At 35.5% G+C, this 21,635-nt stretch carries 23 protein-coding genes; 11 read left to right on the forward strand and 12 right to left on the reverse strand.

Annotation, left to right across the window (positions count from 1 at the left end):
- Window positions 1–337: 337 nt before the first annotated feature.
- Window positions 338–601, reverse strand: coding sequence for a SemiSWEET family transporter (locus A9G11_RS03230; protein ID WP_081298390.1), 264 nt, complete (start codon window positions 599–601; stop codon window positions 338–340).
- 345 nt (window positions 602–946) lie between these two features.
- Window positions 947–2,350: an aminotransferase-like domain-containing protein gene (locus tag A9G11_RS03235; RefSeq protein ID WP_065618100.1), complete on the reverse strand. Its 1,404-nt coding sequence runs from the start codon at window positions 2,348–2,350 to the stop codon at window positions 947–949.
- Between the two features lie 793 nt (window positions 2,351–3,143).
- On the opposite strand from A9G11_RS03235, the gene pdxS reads away from it, so the two are divergent.
- On the forward strand, window positions 3,144–4,031 hold the full coding sequence (gene pdxS, locus A9G11_RS03240) for a pyridoxal 5'-phosphate synthase lyase subunit PdxS (protein ID WP_065618101.1): 888 nt from the start codon (window positions 3,144–3,146) through the stop codon (window positions 4,029–4,031).
- Window positions 4,031–4,624, forward strand: coding sequence for a pyridoxal 5'-phosphate synthase glutaminase subunit PdxT (gene pdxT / locus A9G11_RS03245; protein WP_065618102.1), 594 nt, complete (start codon window positions 4,031–4,033; stop codon window positions 4,622–4,624). Before pdxS ends, pdxT begins: the two co-directional genes overlap by 1 nt.
- A gap of 138 nt (window positions 4,625–4,762) precedes the next feature.
- Here pdxT and A9G11_RS03250 read toward each other — a convergent pair whose 3' ends face one another.
- From A9G11_RS03250 to nlpD, 6 genes are all read right to left on the reverse strand, one after another.
- Window positions 4,763–5,179 (reverse strand): hypothetical protein, encoded by a 417-nt coding sequence (locus A9G11_RS03250; protein WP_141674336.1) that lies wholly within the window; start codon window positions 5,177–5,179, stop codon window positions 4,763–4,765.
- Window positions 5,180–5,220: 41 nt separating this feature from the next.
- Complete coding sequence (locus tag A9G11_RS03255) at window positions 5,221–5,808, reverse strand: UbiX family flavin prenyltransferase (protein WP_065618104.1); 588 nt, start codon at window positions 5,806–5,808, stop codon at window positions 5,221–5,223.
- Between the two features lie 871 nt (window positions 5,809–6,679).
- Window positions 6,680–7,888, reverse strand: a complete 1,209-nt coding sequence (locus A9G11_RS03260) for an aldose 1-epimerase family protein (RefSeq protein ID WP_065618105.1) — start codon at window positions 7,886–7,888, stop codon at window positions 6,680–6,682.
- Between the two features lie 187 nt (window positions 7,889–8,075).
- On the reverse strand, window positions 8,076–8,651 hold the full coding sequence (locus A9G11_RS03265; protein ID WP_065618106.1) for a thymidine kinase: 576 nt from the start codon (window positions 8,649–8,651) through the stop codon (window positions 8,076–8,078).
- Between the two features lie 81 nt (window positions 8,652–8,732).
- The gene (gene gpmA, locus A9G11_RS03270; RefSeq protein ID WP_065618107.1) at window positions 8,733–9,485 is read right to left on the reverse strand and encodes a 2,3-diphosphoglycerate-dependent phosphoglycerate mutase; all 753 of its coding nucleotides are present in this window, start codon (window positions 9,483–9,485) and stop codon (window positions 8,733–8,735) included.
- Between the two features lie 122 nt (window positions 9,486–9,607).
- Window positions 9,608–10,606: a murein hydrolase activator NlpD gene (gene nlpD, locus A9G11_RS03275; protein ID WP_081298399.1), complete on the reverse strand. Its 999-nt coding sequence runs from the start codon at window positions 10,604–10,606 to the stop codon at window positions 9,608–9,610.
- 406 nt (window positions 10,607–11,012) lie between these two features.
- Here nlpD and rsmI point away from each other — a divergent pair, with 406 nt between their 5' ends.
- The 3 genes from rsmI to moeA all read left to right on the forward strand — a co-directional run bounded on the left by rsmI (window position 11,013) and on the right by moeA (window position 14,552).
- Window positions 11,013–11,840, forward strand: a complete 828-nt coding sequence (rsmI, locus tag A9G11_RS03280; RefSeq protein ID WP_065618109.1) for a 16S rRNA (cytidine(1402)-2'-O)-methyltransferase — start codon at window positions 11,013–11,015, stop codon at window positions 11,838–11,840.
- Window positions 11,841–12,035: 195 nt separating this feature from the next.
- Window positions 12,036–13,127, forward strand: coding sequence for a redox-regulated ATPase YchF (gene ychF, locus A9G11_RS03285; protein ID WP_065618110.1), 1,092 nt, complete (start codon window positions 12,036–12,038; stop codon window positions 13,125–13,127).
- A 195-nt stretch (window positions 13,128–13,322) separates the two neighbouring features.
- A complete protein-coding gene (moeA, locus tag A9G11_RS03290; protein ID WP_065618111.1) occupies window positions 13,323–14,552 on the forward strand; it encodes a molybdopterin molybdotransferase MoeA in 1,230 nt (409 codons plus the stop codon).
- Here moeA and A9G11_RS03295 read toward each other — a convergent pair.
- From A9G11_RS03295 to folB, 4 genes are read right to left on the reverse strand one after another with little or no spacing between them, the layout of a single operon-like run.
- Window positions 14,544–14,972 (reverse strand): EamA family transporter, encoded by a 429-nt coding sequence (locus tag A9G11_RS03295; protein ID WP_065618112.1) that lies wholly within the window; start codon window positions 14,970–14,972, stop codon window positions 14,544–14,546. The genes moeA and A9G11_RS03295 overlap by 9 nt on opposite strands.
- Before the next feature lie 2 nt (window positions 14,973–14,974).
- Window positions 14,975–15,181, reverse strand: coding sequence for a hypothetical protein (locus A9G11_RS03300; RefSeq protein ID WP_065618113.1), 207 nt, complete (start codon window positions 15,179–15,181; stop codon window positions 14,975–14,977).
- 60 nt (window positions 15,182–15,241) lie between these two features.
- Entirely contained in the window at window positions 15,242–16,240 is a 999-nt protein-coding gene (locus tag A9G11_RS03305) for an MBL fold metallo-hydrolase (RefSeq protein ID WP_065618114.1), read from the reverse strand.
- 22 nt (window positions 16,241–16,262) lie between these two features.
- Entirely contained in the window at window positions 16,263–16,631 is a 369-nt protein-coding gene (gene folB / locus A9G11_RS03310) for a dihydroneopterin aldolase (protein ID WP_065618115.1), read from the reverse strand.
- Window positions 16,632–16,728: 97 nt separating this feature from the next.
- On the opposite strand from folB, the gene rsmE reads away from it, so the two are divergent.
- The 6 genes from rsmE (at window position 16,729) to purM (ending at window position 21,212) form a co-directional block, all read left to right on the forward strand.
- Complete coding sequence (gene rsmE, locus A9G11_RS03315) at window positions 16,729–17,454, forward strand: 16S rRNA (uracil(1498)-N(3))-methyltransferase (RefSeq protein WP_065618116.1); 726 nt, start codon at window positions 16,729–16,731, stop codon at window positions 17,452–17,454.
- Between the two features lie 200 nt (window positions 17,455–17,654).
- Window positions 17,655–18,605 carry a glutathione synthase gene (gene gshB / locus A9G11_RS03320; RefSeq protein WP_065618117.1) on the forward strand — a complete coding sequence of 317 codons (951 nt, stop codon included), beginning with the start codon at window positions 17,655–17,657 and terminating at the stop codon, window positions 18,603–18,605.
- 10 nt (window positions 18,606–18,615) lie between these two features.
- Entirely contained in the window at window positions 18,616–19,068 is a 453-nt protein-coding gene (locus A9G11_RS03325; RefSeq protein WP_065618118.1) for a GNAT family N-acetyltransferase, read from the forward strand.
- A gap of 35 nt (window positions 19,069–19,103) precedes the next feature.
- A complete protein-coding gene (locus A9G11_RS03330; protein ID WP_065618119.1) occupies window positions 19,104–19,661 on the forward strand; it encodes a YqgE/AlgH family protein in 558 nt (185 codons plus the stop codon).
- Window positions 19,662–19,664: 3 nt separating this feature from the next.
- The gene (ruvX, locus tag A9G11_RS03335) at window positions 19,665–20,075 is read left to right on the forward strand and encodes a Holliday junction resolvase RuvX (RefSeq protein ID WP_065618120.1); all 411 of its coding nucleotides are present in this window, start codon (window positions 19,665–19,667) and stop codon (window positions 20,073–20,075) included.
- 99 nt (window positions 20,076–20,174) lie between these two features.
- Window positions 20,175–21,212, forward strand: a complete 1,038-nt coding sequence (gene purM, locus A9G11_RS03340; RefSeq protein ID WP_065618121.1) for a phosphoribosylformylglycinamidine cyclo-ligase — start codon at window positions 20,175–20,177, stop codon at window positions 21,210–21,212.
- The last annotated feature ends 423 nt before the right edge of the window (window positions 21,213–21,635 follow it).

Genomic DNA, 21,635 nt, shown 5'->3' on the forward strand with positions numbered 1-21,635 from the left:
CACTATAATATGATATTAGCGCTATTACAATGGAGGAAATGCTCATCTCAATCGGTAATGTTGTGATGATGAATAAAATAAATTATTCACTGCATTATTTGATAACTATTTAACAAACCTGTTGATAACTTTCTATCAATTTGATTATTAACATAATTATCACAAGATTAAATATTAAACTCCCTTTGTGGTTATTTTATTCTTTTGAAATTTCACGCCAAAATATAACCGTAAAACAGTATTGGAAGATTTAAATAATTATAGCGATAAGTAAGAATGATTAACTATAAGGGGGAGTTAATTCTACCCCTTTATAGCTAAAATAACGTTAATTAAATTATAAAGCGGTAAAAAATGCTATTAATCCAAAAATAACACCGGGAGAATTGGCAATAGCGATTGGCCAATCCTTTTTTTCACGTAAAAGGCCATAACTGACCCAAAGAGAACAATTAATTGCAGCTGCTAATGGTTGTGTCGGATTTGATTTAAATCCCTGTAGATTATCGATAATTTGTGGAATATAAGAGACATACATCCCTAATGAAGCTATAGTCGCGACAATTCCTAAATAATGAAACGCTCTTGTTGAAAGATGCAAAAAATCGCCTCCTGATTAAATATTGAACTGTTTTTCAATTATAAGCATTGACGATGTTCATTACAAGAAACCTGCAATGCATGGTAAGTGATTGTGTCGACTTAACACCTTAGTATTTAACCTATCTTAGATATGAAGCACCTCCTAAAATCTATTTAAATCATATGATTAGTTATCATAGACTTAAACTCAACCTTTAAATACTTCAACGTGACTAATTACAATAATTGGCTAATTATATTAGTTTTATAAGTCATCCAATGACTATTTCAATTGAGTCTACGTATTTTTAGATCACAAGTAATAGTAATCATCTCGAATAGAAAATAGCGATTTTAATTACGGTTATGCGATCAAATCCACATTGAAATGTCCATAACTTAATCGGATTGTACCTCGTTTATCGCCAAAATCAGTGCCTTGAGCCACAATAATACCATTTGATAAAAGTTGGTTTAAAAGTACTGTTTCTTGCTGTAGTGTTGTCACAGGTAAATGAACATAAAGATGAAAACCCCCTAAGGGCTTTTGATAAGTTACTGCCCCGGAAAAATAATTGTCGAGCCAATTGATAAGTTGGTTGGCTTTTATTTGTAACTTCTCACGCAGAAATTTTTGATGGGTGAGTTGATGATTTTTCAAATATTCTTGGGCTAACAACTGAGGTAAAATGCTTAAACCTGAATCGATATGTTGACGAATTTCCGCCAAATTTTGAATAATTTCACGAGGAGCAATCATCCAACCGATACGGATATTACGTCCAATATATTTAGAAAGTGATCCTAGATAGATCACTTGGTTATCTCGATCAAACTTTTTAATCGGTGATAAGGGCAAATTATCGCTAAACGCTAAACCGCTATATGCATCATCTTCAACCATACCGATACAATGCGATCGACAAAAAGCTAATACCGCTTGCTTTCGTTCGTCACTCATCACAAATCCCGTTGGATTTTGAAAAATTGGATTTAAAAATAACCATTTGATGTTATGTTGTGATACGGCATTTTGTAAACTCTCAATTTTTATCCCTTGATTGTCACACTCAATGCCGTAAAGACGTAAACCCGCTGCTTGGAAAAGTGGAAGCGAGTAAAAGTAGGACGGAGATTCAATCCCTATAGCATCGCCGGGTTTGAGTAGCCCTTGACTAATAAGAAATAATGACTGTTGGGTACCTGAAGTTATAAGAATTTCATCGGGATCAATTGTCATGCCAAACCATGTTTGCATAGACTGGGCAATTTGCTGTTTAAGTGACGGTAAGCCTAATTGTAATTTATCACTATTCTTTTCATGCATAATTAGTTCATGGGATGAGATATCTGGTAGCAGAAGTTTTGGTATCATTTTGGTTGGTAAATCACCATTAGCTAAATCGCAAACGATATGTTGTTGTAGTCGAATCTGTTCAACCTTTTGTTGATAAAAGGATTTTTTGTTTTGATAAAAATGGGCAGGTAAACGCCAATTGATGGTAGAACAGGCTTGAACGCCCCACTTCTGATCATTAACAAACGTTCCACTACCTTGCCGGCGAACTAATAAGCCCCGTTCTGTTAGAATATCTAACGCATGCACAACCGTTGAGCGATTCATCTGCAAATTTTTGGCTAAATCACGCTCAGACGGTAATCGTTCACCGGAAATCAAGACCCCTTGCTCAATATATTGTTCAATTAGGGACGATAATTGTGTAAACAACGAACCGCCAAATGGTATTAATTTTTGCCTATTCCACATATTTCCTGCTCTTTATATACTAAAACATATAGTTAACCTGAAACTTCTTTACAACCAGCCAAATTGGGTGATGTTTTATAGTCCAATTCGTTAGCTATCAAGGGATTGAAATTGAATGGACAAATAAGCAATATATAAAGCGTTGTTTGTTACCATTCTAAAAAACGGTTAGCTTAAAATAATAGCTCATGTGTTATTCAGTATTCCATTAGGCATAGATAATTAGGTAAACGGCAAACCCTTAAATGGTATTAATTTCTGCTTATTTCATAAAATTACTACTTTTTATACTCAAACATATAGCTAACCTAAAACATTTTTACATCCAACTAACTAAAAAGCGTTAGCTTAAAATAATACCTCATGTGTTATTTAGTATTCCATTCGGTATAGATAATTAAGTAAACGGCAAACCCTTAAATGGTATTAATTTCTGCTTATTTCATAAAATTACTACTTTTTATACTCAAACATATAGCTAACCTGAAACATTTTTACATTCAACTAACTAAAAAAGCGTTAGCTTAAAATAATACCTCATGTGTTATTTAGTATTCCATTCGGCATAGATAATTAGATAAACGGCAAACCCTTAAATGGTATTAATTTCTGCTTATTTCATAAAATTACTGCTTTTTTATACTCAAACATATAGCTAACCTGAAACATCTTTACATTCAAGTAAATTGGATGGTTTTATTATAGTCCAATTGGCTGTTTATCAGTGCAATTTATTTCTGAATAATAGTGATCACTCAATTTCAGTATCACTATTTCAATCAGGAGTAAAAAAATGAATCAAGTAACAGGAACCCAAACTGTTAAACGAGGTATGGCACAAATGCAAAAAGGCGGCGTCATTATGGACGTGGTTAATGCGGAACAAGCTAAGATTGCTGAGCAAGCTGGTGCTGTAGCAGTAATGGCGTTAGAGCGAGTCCCGTCTGATATTCGTACAGCTGGTGGCGTAGCCAGAATGGCAGATCCAACAATCGTCGAACAAGTTATGCAAGCGGTAACCATTCCTGTTATGGCTAAAGCGCGTATTGGACATATCGTTGAAGCACGTATTTTAGAAGCAATGGGCGTTGATTATATTGATGAAAGTGAAGTCCTAACCCCGGCGGATGAACAGTATCATTTGCTTAAAGATGAATTTATCGTCCCTTTTGTGTGTGGTTGCCGTGATTTGGGTGAAGCTTTACGTCGCATTGGTGAAGGAGCTTCAATGCTTCGAACCAAAGGGGAACCGGGTACAGGCAATATTGTTGAAGCAGTTCGTCATATGCGAAAAGTCAATGAACAAATCCGTCTTGTAGTGAGTAAATCAAAAGATGAATTGATGACTTTGGCTAGGGAGATCGGCGCACCTTATGAATTAGTTTTACAAGTTAAACAATTGGGTAAATTACCGGTAGTTAATTTTGCTGCTGGGGGCGTTGCAACCCCTGCTGATGCTGCGCTTATGATGCAACTTGGTGCCGACGGAGTGTTCGTTGGTTCGGGGATCTTTAAATCGCAACAACCAGAAAAGTTTGCAAAAGCAATTGTCCAAGCAACCACTTATTTTGATGATTATCCACGCTTAGCAGAATTATCTAAAGGACTTGGTCAAGCAATGAAAGGAATTGAAATTAACAAGCTTACTGAGTCAGAAAGAATGCAAGAAAGAGGTTGGTAATGACACAGTTAACCAAACTTGCCGCTTTAAAAAAAATTGGTGTCCTAAACTTACAAGGTGCAATAAGTGAACATCTTTCAGTACTACAACATATTGAGAATGTACAAGCTATTGCAGTTAAAAAAGCTGAGCAACTTGATGAATTAGCGGGCTTAATTATTCCCGGTGGTGAATCAACGGCGATTAGTCGTTTAATCAGGCAAAATCATCTTTTTGATCCAATTATTCAATTTGCTAAACAAGGTAAAGGGATCTTTGGTACATGTGCTGGATTAGTATTGTGTGGTAAAACAACCACACATAATGAAGTTGAACAGCTTAAACTCATTGATATTGAGGTAGAGCGTAATGGTTTTGGACGACAAATTGCTAGTTTTGAAACAGTATTAGATATTGAAACAATTGGTCAACAAATTCCTGCAGTTTTTATTCGCGCACCTTATATAACTAAAGTTGGTAGTCAAGTTAAGCCATTAGCTTTTGTTAATCATCATTGTGTTATGGCGCAGAAAGACAATATCCTTGTTTGCTCTTTCCACCCAGAATTAACATCAGATGATCGAATTATCAAATATTTTGTGCAGTTGTGTTGAGGTTACTTAGCAAGTGAGTTTCTATCATTCCGTCTATTTATTCGGACGCAATAGATAGTGACTGTTTACAAAGAACCTCGTGCTAATATTTATGATGACTAAAATAGCTTTTCTAATAAGATACCAAGATTTTGTCATTTAACACTCTTCACGCACCCAATGTGTTTTATGGGCAAATCCTAATAAATTGTTGGTCATTTTAAGTTGTTGTAACTGTAACGACCAAATCGGTGCTTTGATGACTCTGGCAAAGGGAAATGCTTGATAATAATATTTATAAGCATGATCTGCTTTGCTATTGGTTAGAAGTGTTGCAATGGCTTGAAATTGGATCCCTTGAATTTGTGCTATCGTTTTGGGTGTGATGCAAATAGTGCCGGCAACTTTTGGGTTAATTATCATCGCTTTTGCATGTTCAGTCTTTAATTCGGAAAGTATATAGAAACAGAGTAATTCTTCATCAAAAACATAAAAAGCATTGCATGCCCAAGGTTGATTATTTTGCGATAAAACACTCAGGGAAAGTACATGTTGCTCTTTAATGAATTTAATCATTTTGTGATTGGGTTGCATAGTTTGTCGGATTGGTAGTTTGCTTATTTTTGGTGTAAATGCATATCTTCTCCCCAACGAGGTAAGGAAGGTATATCAATATCAAACAGATCCAATGCCCTTGCTACACTATGAGTTATCATATCATCAATGGTTTCAATATGTTGGTATAAAGCAGGAACCGGCGGTAAAATAACGCCGCCCATTAACGTTACTGCTTCCATATTTTTAATATGGGCTAAATTTAAAGGTGTTTCTCTTACCATTAAGACCAATCGGCGTCGCTCTTTTAATACTACATCGGCAGCCCGAGTCAAAAGATTATCGGATAAACTATTGGCTATAGCTGCCAAAGATCGCATAGAGCAAGGCGCTACCAGCATTCCCATTGTTTTAAATGACCCGCTCGCGATTGATGCACCAATATCTTTAATAGAATGAACTTTGTCCGCTAATGATTCGATTTGTACTAAGCTGACTTTAGGTTGTTCATACGCTTTAGTTATCTGAGCTGCTTGGGAAATAACAAGATGAGTTTCAATATCTAGGGGTTGCAAAAGTTCTAATGCCTTTAAGCCATAAGCAAAGCCCGTTGCTCCACTGATACCAATCACTATGCGTCTTACTGTCATGTTAGTTCCTATTGTTTATCAAAATCCGGCAAAAGCATGTTTCATTATGTTATTTAAAACAAGCCTATATAACACTGTTTTAATCGTTAGAGTTATAGTGATTAAATTAACTCAATTAATCAATATAATAGCCAATTGAAATGTTATTACTTATCTTAAATCCGCCAATCAAAATAACCTTAATTAACAAAAAATTGTTGTGATGAGAAGGTTTTTCTTACTTACCATTTGATCTAAAATTAGCTTAAATTGTCTTTAGTTGCATAGTGATCTTACTGCTTGATGTTTTGGCACATGGTTACTGTGTTGTTTTATCTAGTATAGAGCAATTATCACTTAAACTGCATTAGCTAATTTTGTTACCAATAATACTCATATCAGTATGACCTTTCAAGCGAGTATCAAATTATGATAGCGAATTGAGAGTGAGTTGATAAAAGATAACCTATTTAATTAATAAAGTTATTAATAAATTGGTAGCGCAAATGTAGTTTAGCACAGCAAAAATGTGATTAAACATAAACAAGGTATTCGGGATTAACTTGCTTTTTAAGATCTGAGTTAACCAAAATTTGGCATTTTAATCGTTTAACTATTTAAATTGATCGATCCGATAACCGCTTATTGGGACTAAAAGCAGATTATTCCATTTTGTCGTTTGTAAAGATGTTTCAGGTTAGCTATATGTTTAAGTATAAAAATGGTGCTGAATTCAAAGTTCAATTTATTTAGCAAAATCAAAATTGATGCTATGTACTATTTGCTTGTTATAAATAAGCAATTTTTATTAAACTTCATATAAAAAAGTACAAAAGAACTTTAAAACTCGTTTTCTACTACCAACCGCTAAGTTGGTAGTAATTGAGCAAATTTACTCTTTCGCCATTGGTTGATTGACAACTTTAGTTTCTTGTTCACCTTGTATGGTTTTGATTTTATTTGCATACTCTGCTACTGCGTCTTTACCTGACAGTAAACTATAAGTTAGAGTAAATTCAGTACTTTGTCCCGGCGCTAATTGACGTACGCGTTTTTGTTCACGTTCTATGGTAACAGGATAAGCAAAACTTGTTCCTGGCTCTAATCCAGTTACATAACCTTGTTTTAAGGTATCTGTATTTTTCCATAATGACAATACCGGTAATTGCTTGGTATCAAAAGCAATACCTGCACCTTTATCACCCGTTTTATTAGCTACCATAACTTGTGTTTTACCGTTTTCATCCGCGTAAGGATAGACATTAAAAACCATTTCATCAAAATTCTTAGTTGGACCTAAATAGGTTCGCCAATCATCTAACCCATTTATAGCGTAATCATTAAAAGGAGAGATCTCTTTAACCGGTGCGACAAATTTTGCACCTTCTTCAAGAATTGGCGTACCGAAATTGCTATGATAAATAATTTGATAATCGCGGGTATAATCACTCTTATTGGTAAGGACATCATGGATAGTAAAATCTTTTGTTCCCGGAACATAGCTTAAAGAAACCCAAGTTTCTAAGTTACTTTTTTTGAATGTGTTCTCTTTAATTAAGCCTTTTATGGTAATGGTGTAAGGAGCTTTATCTAACACATCAACAATTAGTTTAGATACAGGTGTATTTTCAGCTCGACCATGCAAAGTGTACATCATTCCGTCGGCTTGCACGGCATGCCCTGTCCACTCGAAACCGCAACGAACCATCATTTCATTAAAACCGTCTAACCAACCAATTCCTCCGCGACTTTCTAAATTGATATATCGCGGGTTAACCACTTCATTGACTGGTGAATCCCACCCCATACGAATACCGTCACCCATTACAGATAAAATGCCTAAACCACGGGTTGGACTTAATTTGATTGTCAAATTATCGCTGGTAATGGTCAACAGTTCACTACCTTCTTGTTTACCACCTTTAAGAACAGTATTTTGAATAGTAAATTTTTCACTTTTTATCCCTAAGTCTTTGCTTGAGATAGACCAGTCCCCTTTAGCAATCCCTTTTTCATTATCGATTAATACAAACTCTTTTGCACTGGCAGCAAATGAAGTCAAACTTAATGCTACAGCTAATGGAACAATTTTACTTTTCATATAGAACCCTTTTTAGTTAGTGAAATGAAAACCTGAATCGCTTCAGCTAATATGGCATAAAAAGTTACGAATAAACAAAAAGAAAATATCAAATTTGCGAACTCATTCACACTTTTTATCAAAGTGTGAACTACCTTATGAAGGTTACTGAGTTTCATTTATTAATTGTTGAGTGATTAGTATTTTATCAATCGGCTTTGATCTTCCCTTCCTTCCAATGTTTACGACAAACTGAGTGAAACTCGCTATCACCCAGACGGAAAGAATTACCAGATTTAACAATTTGTCCATCTTGACCTTCTAATAGGTTCATTGTGGCTTTCCTACCACACCAACAGACGGTTTTAAGTTCTCTGAAATTATCAGCAATCTCTAATAAAGTTTTAGAGCCTTCAAACAGATGTCCCATATAATCTGTTTTTAAACCAAAAAACATCATAGGTACACCATATTCATCACAAGCATCGGATAATTTCAATATTGTGTTTTTGGTTAAAAAGTGCGTTTCATCAATAAGTACGCAAGCATAATTACTTTGTTTGATATGTTCAATGATCGCATCAACACTGTCATCATCTAATAACATCGCCTTTTTGCGTAATCCTAATCGTGAAGTAATTTCAACATCGGAAAAACGAGTATCGAACGAGGATTTAAGTAATAGCGTTGGCAAATTATTACTTAAATAGTTGTGGTCGATTTGCAATAGCTCAGTAGATTTCCCAGCATTCATTACTGCATAGATAAAATATATTTTAGACAAAATAAAACTCTCAAAAAAATTAGATAATAAAAAAGGTAAGTTAATAAATAACCTACCTTTTTTGTAAAGGTCAAACGGTAATTATTTAGCTTTACCTTGATTTGCAACTGCGGCTTGTTTTGCTGCGATTTCTTCAGCATTACCTAAATAATAGTGTTTGATTACTTTCATATTATCATCAAATTCATATACCAAAGGTACACCTGTTGGAATATTAAGTTCGATAATATCATCATCACTAATATTATCTAAATGTTTAACTAATGCACGAAGTGAATTACCATGAGCAGCAATAATAACTCGTTCACCTTTGGCAACACGAGGCGCAATAGAGGATTCCCAATAAGGAAGAACACGTTTAATGGTTAAAGCTAAACTTTCAGTTACTGGCAGCTCTGATTCAGGTAATTTACTATAACGTGAATCATGTCCAGGGAAACGTTCATCAGATTTTTCTAAAGCTGGAGGAGTAATAGCAAAACCACGACGCCATAATTTAACTTGTTCATCGCCATATTTAGCAGCTGTTTCTGCTTTATTTAAACCTTGTAATGCGCCATAATGACGTTCATTTAATTTCCAGCATTTTTCAACCGGTAACCATGCTTGATCAACCGCATCTAAAACATGCCATAAGGTGTGAATAGCACGTTTTAAAACGGATGTGTAAGCAAAATCAAATTGAAAACCTTCTTGTTTTAGTAATTGACCTGCTTCAGCTGCTTCTTTATTACCTTTGTCAGATAAATCAACATCAGTCCAACCACAAAAACGATTTTCTTGATTCCAAACACTTTCTCCGTGTCGAATAAGAACTAATTTTTTTACTGCCATGAATATAACTCCTTTGTTACGTAGAATAAAAACGGTTTTTTATATTTTGTAAATATAGGAATACACGTTAAGTTCGTGCAAGTCCGTTATTTTGAGCGAACTTGAGTCGCTCAAAACACACATTAATTTGATAAGTATTTTAATGGATCTACTGATTGCGCTTTATAACGAATTTCAAAATGTAATCTTACTGATGAAGTACCTGTCGCTCCCATAGTTGCGATTTGTTCACCTGCGCGTACAGATTGTTGCTCTTTTACTAAAATAGATTGGTTATGTGCATAAGCGGTTAAGTAGTCATCATTATGTTTTACAATAATTAAATTACCATAACCCGGCAAAGCGTTACCAGAATACACCACCCGACCATCAGCGGCAGCCATTACTTTATCACCTAATGATCCTGAAATATCGATACCTTTACTTGCACTAGAGAATTTTTCAATAATCTTACCTTTAGCTGGCCAATGCCACGATATATTAGCAGAATTGGTACGAGGTGTATTATCAATCTGACCCGGATCAGTGATTACTGTTTCTGTGGTTTCAGTAGTTTTTGACGCTTGATTTTTACCTTCCAACGTGGTGGTAGTCGTTGTGGTGGTCGTCATAACTGGTTTAGTATTCGTGTGGGCTGTTGAACTTGAATCTGTTGCATTTTTGGCAGTTGAACTATGACTGGTGGTTGTTTTTTGTGTCACAACCACTGTTCCACCACTTACATCTAATACTTGACCAACATTTACGGCGAAAGGTTCTTTAATATTATTTTTCGCTGCTAATGAACGGTAATCATTACCTGTTACCCAAGCAATATAAAATAGTGTGTCGCCTCGCTTAACAGTATAAGTGTCACCTTTATACCCGCCTTTTGGAATATCTTCATAGTTACGATTATAAACAATACGTTCGTTAGTCGTAACCGTTCCATTATTGTTAGTGCTACTAACCGTTGACGATCCTGTCGATGGGGTGGAATAAGTCGTTGATGAAGTATTATTCATTCCACCTGTTGAAATATTTGAAGGCGGTCGAGTATAAGCTGATGTTCTTGAACCACCAGAAGAATCAGAGATATCTTCAATCTCAGCCGAGTCAGTTTGAGTACATGCAACTATCATCAAACTTAAACAACTTAATGTTAAAATTTTTTTCAAAGCAACACCTTTAATTAGTAAACATTGTCCCTAAATGCACATTTTATCGCTTTTAAAAGATAAAGGCATTATATTAATTTCAGTTTTTTAAACCAATTAAAAGCACTGAAAATAGCGTGTTCTCAGTGCAAATTATCATTAATAATCAGTATAATTGTGTCCATTATACCTTAAAAAACACATTGAGCATAAATATACACTCATTGGGGTTACAATAAAATAAAAAGGACAGAAAAATTACATTTTAAAACGATTATTACTGTCTTATTAACACTAGTTAATAGGATTTATTTTGAATGTGATGAGTATATACAATAAAATACTAGTTCGTATAGTATATTCTATGAAATTTTAATGTGATTTAAAAATAATGAGCCTATATATCGTTGCCACACCAATCGGAAATTTAGATGACATCACACTTAGAGCTATTGAGACACTAAAAACTGTTGATCTTATTGCCGCAGAAGACACTCGCTATAGTGGTCTACTTTTACAACATCTTGGTATTAAAGCTAAACTCTTTGCTTTACATGATCATAATGAGCAAGAAAAATCTCAACTCTTAATCGAAAAACTCAAATCAGGACAATCAATTGCTTTAATTTCAGATGCAGGAACACCATTAATTAACGATCCCGGATTCCATTTAGTTAAAGCGTGTCGAGAAAATCAAATCAAAGTAATACCAATTCCCGGTGCTTGTGCTGCAATCACGGCGTTATCGGTTGCTGGTTTACCTTCCGATAAATTTAGTTATGAAGGTTTTTTACCTGCTAAAAGTAAAGCCCGTCAAGATTGCCTCTCAAAGTTAATCGACGAAACTCGCACAATGATTTTTTATGAATCAACTCACCGTTTATTAGATACACTCAATGATATGCAGACAATCTTCGGCAGCGATAAACAAATTGTACTGGCTAAAGAATTAACTAAAACTTGGGAAACGATTGTTAGCTATCGAGTGAATGAACTTATAACATGGCTCAAAGAGGATCCAAACAGACAAAAAGGAGAATTTGTTCTGATTGTTGAAGGGCATACTAAAAATGATAGTGATATCGATCCCAATGCACTTAATACCCTTAAATTATTACTAAAAGAGTTACCATTAAAAAAAGCAGCAGCAATAACTGCTGAAATTTATGGACTTAAAAAAAACCTCCTATACCAATTGGGATTATCCATGGAGAATTAAAGAAAGAGTCAATTTCATTATTCAGACTATATTCAGATTATTTTTTACCTTAATTTCAACATTAAATTGGTCAATATGATCACTTTATTAATACAAAACGAAAACAGAGTAAGAACATTGGCACAAACATTGCGATTTAGTATATAATTACTCCTTATTTTTAAGATATTTTAATTAGAAAAGGTAACAAACAATATGGGATTTAAATGTGGGATCGTCGGACTACCAAATGTTGGGAAGTCTACGCTTTTTAACGCGCTAACTAAAGCAGGCATTGAGGCAGCTAACTTTCCGTTTTGTACAATTGAACCAAATACTGGCGTTGTACCAATGCCAGATCCACGTTTAGATCAGCTTGCTGAAATTGTCAAACCACAACGCATTTTGCCTACAACAATGGAGTTTGTCGATATTGCTGGATTAGTAAAAGGCGCATCGAAAGGAGAAGGTCTTGGCAATCAATTTTTAGCCAACATCCGCGAAACTGAAGCGATCGGTCATGTTGTCCGCTGTTTTGAAAATGAAAATATCATTCATGTGGCAGGTAAAATCGATCCTGCGGAAGATATCGAAATTATTAATACTGAACTGGCATTAGCAGATCTTGAGGCTTGTGAACGCGCTATCAATCGTGTGCAGAAAAAAGCTAAAGGTGGAGACAAAGAGGCAAAATTTGAATTAGAGATCCTCGAAAAGTGTTTACCTCATTTAGAACAAGGTAAAAAACTATTGTTATTGGATCTAAGTAAAGAAGAATTAGAAGCCATTAAATATCTTAGCTTTTTAACCTTAAAACCAACCATGTATATCGCTAATGTTAACGAAGATGGTTTTGAAAATAACCCTTATCTGGATAAAGTCAAAGCGATTGCCGAACAAGAAAAATCGGTTGTTGTGCCGGTTTGTGCTGCAATCGAAGCTGAATTAGCTGAACTTGACGATAATGATCGTGATGAGTTTATGCAAGATTTAGGTTTAACTGAACCGGGATTAAACCGGGTAATTCGCGCCGGTTATAGCTTGCTTAATCTTCAAACATATTTTACAGCAGGCGTTAAAGAAGTCCGAGCTTGGACAATTTCAGTGGGTGATACCGCACCGCAAGCTGCTGGAAAAATTCATACGGATTTTGAGAAAGGATTTATCCGAGCGCAAACTATTGCTTTTGATGATTTTATTAAATATGGCGGTGAGCAAGGAGCCAAAGAAGCAGGTAAAATGCGTTCAGAAGGTAAAGACTATGTTGTTCAAGATGGCGACATTATGAACTTCTTATTTAATGTATAGCAGTTTTAATGTATAGCAGTAAACTGGCTATCTTTACGCCACCAGCTTAGGTGGCGTTATTAATGTCGATCATAATTTTAACTATCAACGAAAGGATTCAAACTTTCGTTTATTTATACTAAAACATATAGTTGACCTGAAACTTCTTGACACTTAATTATTAATGGATTGATAACAATAAGGAAAGAATATTCTATGTTACTGACTTTTGAGCAAGCAAAACAGAAAATACTTCAAGAAGCATTAACCGCAAAACCACTAGCGCGTGAAAAAGTTTCCTTACATGATGCGCTTAAACGGATCTCTGCTGAACCTATTATTTCACCAATCAATGTTCCTGGTTTTAATAATTCAGCTATGGATGGTTATGCAGTTAGATTATCTGATATTCCAACTTCTAAAGTGTTACCTCAAGCAGGAACTGTTTTGGCTGGTGATGATATTTCCGACCTTAACTGGCCAAATGGTACGTGTTTACGAATTATGACTGGTGCGCCTGTCCCTGCTGAAGCTGATGCGGTTGTTATGCAAGAAGAGACTGAAAAAACCCCAGCAGGAATACTTTTTTTGAATGATATCAAAATGGGGAATAATATTCGTCGTGTAGGTGAAGATGTTAAAAAAGATTCAGTTGTGTTTCCACAAGGAAAACAGCTAACTATACCAACCTTATCGACACTTGCAACACTAGGAATTAGCGAGCTGGTTGTATTTAAAAAATTGCGCGTCGCCCTCTTTTCAACCGGAAATGAATTAACACCTATTGGTCAACCAATAGCCAATAGTGGCGCAATTTATGACAGTAATCGTTTTACATTAATATTATTGTTAACACAACTTAATTGTGAAATTATTGATTTAGGTATTATCCCTGATGACCCAATGAAAATCAAACAAGCACTTGAAACTGCCGCTTCACAAGCTGATTTAATCATAACTAGTGGCGGGGTTTCTGTCGGAGATGCTGATTATACTAAAACAGCCTTGGAAGAGCTTGGTGAGATCAATTTTTGGAAAATCGCAATGAAACCAGGTAAACCGTTTGCATTTGGGAAAATCGGCCATGCGCTATTTTGTGGTTTACCCGGTAATCCGGTTTCAACATTAGTCACATTTTATCAACTCGTTCAACCTTTAATTTTAGCACTTTCAACACATAACCAAGCCACTTTAATACCGTTATCTTTCAAAGTTAAAACGGCAACGCCGTTAAAGAAAAGCATTGGTCGGTTAGATTTTCAGCGAGGTATACTGCAAACTGATATTAATGGAGAACTTGAAGTAGCAACCACGGGCAAACAAGGATCGCATATTACGCAATCATTTAATTATGCCAACTGTTTTATCGTGTTAGAACAACATCGAGGTGACATTAAAAAAGGGGAACTGGTTACGGTTGAACCGTTTAACGCACTATTAAAATAGTGCGACTAGCACCGCACCAGCAGCTATCATTACCACACCAATTCCTGAAAGGAAAGAGATCTTTTCACCAAATAAGATAGCTGCAAATACTACTGCAAAAACTACACTGAGTTTATCAATAGGGGCGACTTGTGATACTTTGCCCTCTTTAATGGCCATAAAATAAAAAAGCCAAGACATTGCCCCCGCAATACCACTTAGGGCAATAATAAATAATGCTTTTTTATCATTTAAAAAAGAATTGATTAAATTCAATTTACCTTGTACGACCACTACGCCTACTAAAAAAATGGCCATGACAATGGCGCGAATTGCTGTTGCGGTATTGGCATCTAATTGCTGTAACCCTATTTTTCCTAAAATTGCCACAAAGGCTGCAGAAATAGCTGAAAGTAACGCATAAATGAGCCAAGTACTCATCGCTAATTCCTGTCAATTTGAATCATATACTGCTGATTATTCATATTTTTTTCACATTGTTGTGAATTACTCATCACTCCTTGACACCCTTCTAATACACCATGTGCTTTTGACCAACGATACTCTTTTCCTTCGTCATTTTTACCGCCACAGCCACTTAAACCTAAACCAAGTGTAATGCATGCTAATGCAATCATCATCATTTTCATGATTGTTCTCCTTTTTTCAATACAGGATCAAATAAATTTTCAATATAATCTAAATAATATCTATTTTAATCCATTCTGCAAGTGATTGATAGCTAGAGAATGACCTATTTTTAACAGGTGAAAACTACGTTCTCCTTTTAATTCATTTAATAATTCGGGTGGCTCATCTATTGGCTCATCAGCTAATTCAAATACGCCCCAATGAATTGCAATCGCGGACTGGCAGTGTAATTCATCATACAATTGTACTGCTTGCTTTGGATCGATGTGTTGTGAGTGCATAAACCAACGAGGTGCATAGGCACCTATAGGAATCAATGCCAAATCAATAGAGAAACGTTCACCAATCTCCTGCAAACGAGGACTATAGCCGGTATCACCCATAAAATAAATTGTCTTTCCAGTAGTTTGACTATTGCCAGCTGATTGGATCACCCAACCACACCACAACGATTTATTTTCATCAAATATACCACGTTTACTCCAATGCTTAGCGGGTACTGCTGAAAAGGTAATGCCTTCATGAGTCGTACAATCCCACCAATCTAACTCAATAACCCGCTTTACTCCCCATTTTGATAACGTTGCTTTTAAACCTAAAGGAACAACAACCAACAGCTGAGGAAAACGAGCAACTAACTTACATATACTCTGGTAATCGAGGTGATCATAATGATTATGCGAAATGACAATAAAATCAATTTGTGGTAGTTGATCTATCTCTAAAGCTGGCGGTGTTCGACGTTTAGGTCCAAACCACTGTGTAGGAGATACACGTTTAGAAAATACAGGATCAGTTAATATAAATTTATCCGCTAATCGAATTAAGGTGGTTGCATGACCTATCCACCAAACTCTATCGTCTGGTAATGTTAAATCAATTTTATCAAACCAAGTTTGTTTAAATGAGTCATAACCAGCTTTTGGGGGAAGTATTTTTCGGGAAAAATACCAACGAAAAATATCACGAAATTGAAATTTACTCGGTTCATAACTTTCAAATTTTTTGGTAATTTGTTGCGTTTTGGTAGGGATCAAATCCTTTTTATTTTTAGTCATCTTTGCAAACTTCCATTTTTTATCAAACCTTACTTCGTTCTATCACAACTGCTACATTACTTGCATTAACAATCGCGCTTGGTTTTGACACTTTAACTTTAAGCCAATCGACCGAAAATTGTTGAATAATAAGTTCAGCAACTTGCTCTGCGACACTTTCAATTAATTCAAATTGGCTATTTTCAATAAATGTGGTTATGGCTTGGCTTACTAAAAAATAATCCAAACAAAGCGATACATCATCACTACTACCGGCGGGCTGATTATCCCATGCCATTTCAAGATCAACAATCAACTTTTGTTTTATCGTCTTTTCCCAATCATAAACGCCAATTGTCGTTAAAACAGTCAATCCTTCAATCAATACTCTGTCTTTGCTCGCTTTTTTCATATATTATTCCAAACTATTATTTGTATTAACTAGAGATTACCGAATCTGGATAAATTACGCTATAATTTATTTCAATTTATGTACAAAAGTAGCTACTATGACTCGAATTTTTCAACCTTTTACCATTAATCAAAACAGTCTGATCACATTAGATGATAATGCCTTTAATCACCTAATTCGTGTGCTACGCATGAAAGTTGGTGAACAGATTATCTTATTCAATGGTACGAATCAAATCACACCAGCTGTAATACAGCAAATCGATAAAAAAAGCGTCATAGTAAAAACGTCTACCACAATATTCGACAACCGTGAATCACCTTTAAATATTCATTTAGGTCAAGTGATTTCACGAGGCGAAAAAATGGAATTTACTATTCAAAAATCAGTAGAATTAGGTGTGACAAATATCACGCCACTACTCTCTGAACGGTGTGGCGTCAAACTTGATGAGACAAGGCTTGATAAAAAGGTGCAGCAATGGCAAAAAATCGTCATTTCAGCATGTGAACAGTGTGGGCGAAATGTCATTCCAATTATCAATCCAGTAACTAAGTTAGAAAACTGGTGTGCTAATTTAACAGACAGCTTAAAACTTAATTTACACCCTAAAGCGAGGCATGGTATCAATCAGCTGTCCACCACTCATCATAATATTAGTTTATTGGTGGGGCCAGAGGGTGGATTGTCCGAAGATGAAATCAATATGACCAGTAACTATGATTTTACCGATATACTATTAGGTCCACGAGTGTTACGCACCGAAACAGCAGCCCTTACGGCATTAACCGCACTACAACTTCGTTTTGGAGATTTAGGCTAGTGTAATTAAAATCATTTGTTAAGCAATGTTTGCTTTGCATCTTAACCAGTAACGAGTATGATAGTGCCAGCATCATTTAATAGTGAATTAAACCACTACCTGTCAAAAGATATCAGACAAAATACAAAAGCAGGTATAGGATATACAACTTGTCTACACGTATTTCAATATAACCATATAAAAGTCAGTAAGGAGTTACCATGATCAAACTTGGTATTGTTATGGATCCGATTAATCATATCAAAATAAAAAAAGACACAAGTTTTGCTATGCTACTTGAAGCACAAAAACGTGGTTATCAACTCTTTTATATGGAGATGAATGATCTTTTCTTACGTAATGGCCAAGCTTATGCAACTACGCGTACTTTAACGGTTCACCAAGACCAAACCCATTGGTTTGATTTGGCGGATGAACAAACCCTTCCTCTTTGTGAACTTGATGCAATATTGATGCGTAAAGATCCGCCATTTGATACCGAATATATTTATGCAACCTATATTTTGGAACGTGCGGAAGCTAGTGGTGTTCTCGTAGTAAATAAACCACAAAGTTTACGTGATTGTAACGAAAAACTTTTCACTGCTTGGTTTGCAAAATTTACACCGGACACACTAGTCACTCGCCAAACGCAACAGATTAAAGCCTTTTATCAAGAACATGGTGATATTATCTTAAAACCACTTGATGGTATGGGTGGATCATCTATTTTCCGAATTAAACAAGATGATCCTAATGTTTCAGTTATTATAGAAACGTTAACCGAACATAACACCCGATATTGCATGGCACAAAATTTCATCCCTGCAATAAAAGAGGGTGACAAACGCGTTTTAGTGGTGGACGGTGAACCCGTACCTTATTGTTTAGCAAGGATACCGCCAAAAGGAGAAACTCGAGGAAATCTTGCCGCTGGTGGTCATGGTGAAGTTAGGCCTCTAAGTGAAAGTGATTGGAACATCGCCAGAAGTATTGCTCCTACCCTGAAACAAAAGGGTCTATTATTTGTAGGTTTAGATATTATTGGTGATAAATTGACTGAAATTAATGTCACCAGTCCAACCTGTGTTCGTGAAATTGAAGCACAAAACCCAGAACTATCCATTACAGGTATGTTAATGGATGCGATTGAACGTCGAATTAACAAATAGAGTAAAAACAATGATTAGAGAATATCAAGCTAAAGATCTCGATAAGATCATGGAAATATGGTTACAAGGTAATGAACAAGCGCATAGTTTTATTGATCCTCAATATTTCAAACAAAATTATGAAATGGTTAAAATGCTCATACCTATGTCAACGGTATATGTACAAGATCTTGATGGTGTAAAAGGCTTTATCGGTCTAACTGAAAATTACATTTCAGGACTCTTTGTTGACCAAAATTTCCGTCGCCAAGGAACCGGTAAAGCACTTGTTGAAAAGGCAAAACAACGGCATGATGAATTACTTGTTCAGGTATATAAAAAAAATACTTCTGCCATTGATTTTTACCTTGCTCAACATTTTGACATTGTTTCGGAATCAATCAATGAAGAAACTAATGAACATGAATTATTAATGCGCTGTAATGTAGAACATAAAGTTAAAATCGGTAAATGTGCATTATAATCAATAAAAGTCGTCAAATATAAAACTGTAAACATATGAATTTAAAAAATCATTTTATTATTGCTATGCCAACTATGAACGATGCAATTTTTAGTCGTTCGGTTGTCTATATTTGTGAACATAATCGTGATGGTGCTATGGGTATCGTCATCAATAAACCTATTTTTGAACTTAATGTTGCCGCTGTTTTAGCTCGTTTGGAAATCACTGCGACCAAAAATTGTGCTGAACTTGAACATCCCGTTTTTGCTGGAGGACCACTTGCGGAAGAACAAGGATTTATTCTACATACTCCACAAGCAGGCTTTTCATCTAGCATAAATATTTCGGACGACGTGATGATAACCACATCCCTCGATCTGCTCAAAGCAATCGGAACACCTGAACAACCTAAAGATATGTTTCTGGCGTTAGGTTATTCAAGCTGGCAATCACTTCAACTTGAAGCTGAAGTTGCACATAATGATTGGCTGGTAACAGAGGCTGATCCCCGAATTATATTTGAAGTCGCGATAGAAGATCGTTGGCGGAAAGCCGCTGAATCACTGGGCATTAATATTAACAATATTTCACACCAGATGGGTAATGCATAATTCATGGCAACAATTATTGCATTTGATTATGGTACAGCTAGCATTGGTGCTGCTATTGGTCAGGATATTACCAAAACAGCCAATCCACTTTGTTCATTTAAAGCACGAGATGGCATTCCAAATTGGCAAGCAATTGAAAAAGTACTAAATGAATGGAAACCAGATTTATTAGTAGTTGGTTTACCGTTAAATATGGACGGAACAGAACAGCCACTGACCGTCCGAGCGCGTAAATTTGCCAATCGATTACATGGTATGTTTGGTTATCAAGTTCAGTTACAAGACGAACGATTATCGACAGTTGAAGCTAAATCTCATATTTTTGCTTCACGAGGTTATCGCGCACTTGAAAAAGGTCATGTAGACGCTACCTCGGCAATCATTATTTTGGAAAGCTGGTTTGAAAATAATTGATGACTTTAATTTATTGGTTATTTTACAAATAATTCATCGCAAAAAATTTTAACCTTGCTAAAATAACCAGCATCTTTTTTATTGTAAGGATCCCCCCCTGTGTCAAACCAAAACTCCCTCAGTTATAAAGATGCTGGTGTCGATATTGATGCCGGTAATGAACTTGTTAATCGCATTAAATCAGTAGTAAAAGAGACCAAAAGACCCGAAGTTATGGGTGGTCTTGGTGGGTTTGGTGCATTATGTGCTATACCACAAAAATATAAAGAGCCGATTTTAGTCTCTGGTACCGACGGTGTAGGAACTAAACTTCGCCTTGCTATGGATTTGCATCGCCATGAATCAATTGGGATTGATTTGGTGGCAATGTGTGTTAATGATCTCATTGTGCAAGGTGCTGAACCTCTATTCTTCCTTGATTATTACGCAACCGGCAAACTTAACGTCGATGTTGCAACGACTGTTGTCACCGGAATCGCCGAAGGTTGTAAACAATCGGGTTGTGCATTAGTTGGAGGTGAAACTGCCGAAATGCCGGGCATGTATCATGGTAATGATTACGATCTAGCTGGATTTTGTGTAGGCGTCGTTGAAAAGTCTGCAATGATAGACGGAAGTAAAGTGCAAAATGGTGATGCATTAATCGCTTTAGCATCCAGTGGCGCTCATTCAAATGGTTATTCGTTAGTACGCAAAATTATTGAAGTAAGTGGTGTAAATCCAGCCATTGAGCAGCTTGATGGTAAATCACTTGCCGATCATTTACTTGCACCAACAAAAATCTATGTCAAATCAGTACTCAATTTAATATCACAAATTGAAGTTCATGCCATAGCGCATATTACCGGTGGAGGTTTTTGGGAAAACATTCCGCGAGTACTACCAGATAATACACAAGCTATTATTGATGAAGCAAGTTGGCAATGGCCTGCGATATTTAACTGGTTACAACAAGCAGGTAATGTCAGTCGTCATGAAATGTACCGAACTTTCAATTGTGGTGTAGGGCTAATTATTGCGTTACCTAAATCCTTAGCAAGTAAAGCGATTACATTACTCAATAATCATGGTGAAACCGCTTGGCTATTAGGTGAAATTAAACAATCAACCTCAACAGATCGCGTTATTATTGAATAATTTTCTGTTTTTATTTATTATCCATTCCAATGCCATATTGGGTGGATAATATACAAACTGATATCAATACATAACCAAATTAATCTATTGAATTATTTATAGTTAAATTTAATCATTAATTTTAAACTGATAACCTATTTAAGAAATAGTTAAAAACTAGAAAATAGTTTCTCCTTTCTTCAATTCATTGTTTTTCCTTTGGTTATACTAGGGCCTTGTTCTTTAATAATTAAATTTTGATAAAGGTAAATTTTTTAACTCATTAAAGATATTTAATTTTTTTAATTTATAACCATTTATTGTCTGAATTACCAAATTAGTTAATTAACAAACCTATATCATGTAGAAAATTAAACACAAAAATAACTAAAAGCTATGCTACTTTCTGGTACAATAGCGCAAATTATTATAACTAAGTAATGT

The organism is Gilliamella sp. wkB108, from assembly GCF_001690195.1.
GTDB lineage: Bacteria > Pseudomonadota > Gammaproteobacteria > Enterobacterales > Orbaceae > Gilliamella > Gilliamella apicola_L.

What these genes read in the sequence shown, in the direction of transcription:
- A9G11_RS03295 (WP_065618112.1), bottom strand. Translation starts at nt 14,972, where the DNA reads ATGAGTACTTGGCTCATTTATGCGTTACTTTCAGCTATTTCTGCAGCC.
- A9G11_RS03260 (WP_065618105.1), bottom strand. Translation starts at nt 7,888, where the DNA reads ATGAAAAGTAAAATTGTTCCATTAGCTGTAGCATTAAGTTTGACTTCA.
- nlpD (WP_081298399.1), bottom strand. Translation starts at nt 10,606, where the DNA reads ATGATAGTTGCATGTACTCAAACTGACTCGGCTGAGATTGAAGATATC.
- ychF (WP_065618110.1), top strand. Translation starts at nt 12,036, where the DNA reads ATGGGATTTAAATGTGGGATCGTCGGACTACCAAATGTTGGGAAGTCT.
- A9G11_RS03300 (WP_065618113.1), bottom strand. Translation starts at nt 15,181, where the DNA reads ATGAAAATGATGATGATTGCATTAGCATGCATTACACTTGGTTTAGGT.
- A9G11_RS03255 (WP_065618104.1), bottom strand. Translation starts at nt 5,808, where the DNA reads ATGACAGTAAGACGCATAGTGATTGGTATCAGTGGAGCAACGGGCTTT.
- A9G11_RS03325 (WP_065618118.1), top strand. Translation starts at nt 18,616, where the DNA reads ATGATTAGAGAATATCAAGCTAAAGATCTCGATAAGATCATGGAAATA.
- A9G11_RS03305 (WP_065618114.1), bottom strand. Translation starts at nt 16,240, where the DNA reads ATGACTAAAAATAAAAAGGATTTGATCCCTACCAAAACGCAACAAATT.
- pdxS (WP_065618101.1), top strand. Translation starts at nt 3,144, where the DNA reads ATGAATCAAGTAACAGGAACCCAAACTGTTAAACGAGGTATGGCACAA.
- gshB (WP_065618117.1), top strand. Translation starts at nt 17,655, where the DNA reads ATGATCAAACTTGGTATTGTTATGGATCCGATTAATCATATCAAAATA.
- gpmA (WP_065618107.1), bottom strand. Translation starts at nt 9,485, where the DNA reads ATGGCAGTAAAAAAATTAGTTCTTATTCGACACGGAGAAAGTGTTTGG.
- A9G11_RS03235 (WP_065618100.1), bottom strand. Translation starts at nt 2,350, where the DNA reads ATGTGGAATAGGCAAAAATTAATACCATTTGGCGGTTCGTTGTTTACA.
- ruvX (WP_065618120.1), top strand. Translation starts at nt 19,665, where the DNA reads ATGGCAACAATTATTGCATTTGATTATGGTACAGCTAGCATTGGTGCT.
- pdxT (WP_065618102.1), top strand. Translation starts at nt 4,031, where the DNA reads ATGACACAGTTAACCAAACTTGCCGCTTTAAAAAAAATTGGTGTCCTA.
- rsmE (WP_065618116.1), top strand. Translation starts at nt 16,729, where the DNA reads ATGACTCGAATTTTTCAACCTTTTACCATTAATCAAAACAGTCTGATC.
- moeA (WP_065618111.1), top strand. Translation starts at nt 13,323, where the DNA reads ATGTTACTGACTTTTGAGCAAGCAAAACAGAAAATACTTCAAGAAGCA.
- A9G11_RS03330 (WP_065618119.1), top strand. Translation starts at nt 19,104, where the DNA reads ATGAATTTAAAAAATCATTTTATTATTGCTATGCCAACTATGAACGAT.
- rsmI (WP_065618109.1), top strand. Translation starts at nt 11,013, where the DNA reads ATGAGCCTATATATCGTTGCCACACCAATCGGAAATTTAGATGACATC.
- A9G11_RS03250 (WP_141674336.1), bottom strand. Translation starts at nt 5,179, where the DNA reads ATGATTAAATTCATTAAAGAGCAACATGTACTTTCCCTGAGTGTTTTA.
- folB (WP_065618115.1), bottom strand. Translation starts at nt 16,631, where the DNA reads ATGAAAAAAGCGAGCAAAGACAGAGTATTGATTGAAGGATTGACTGTT.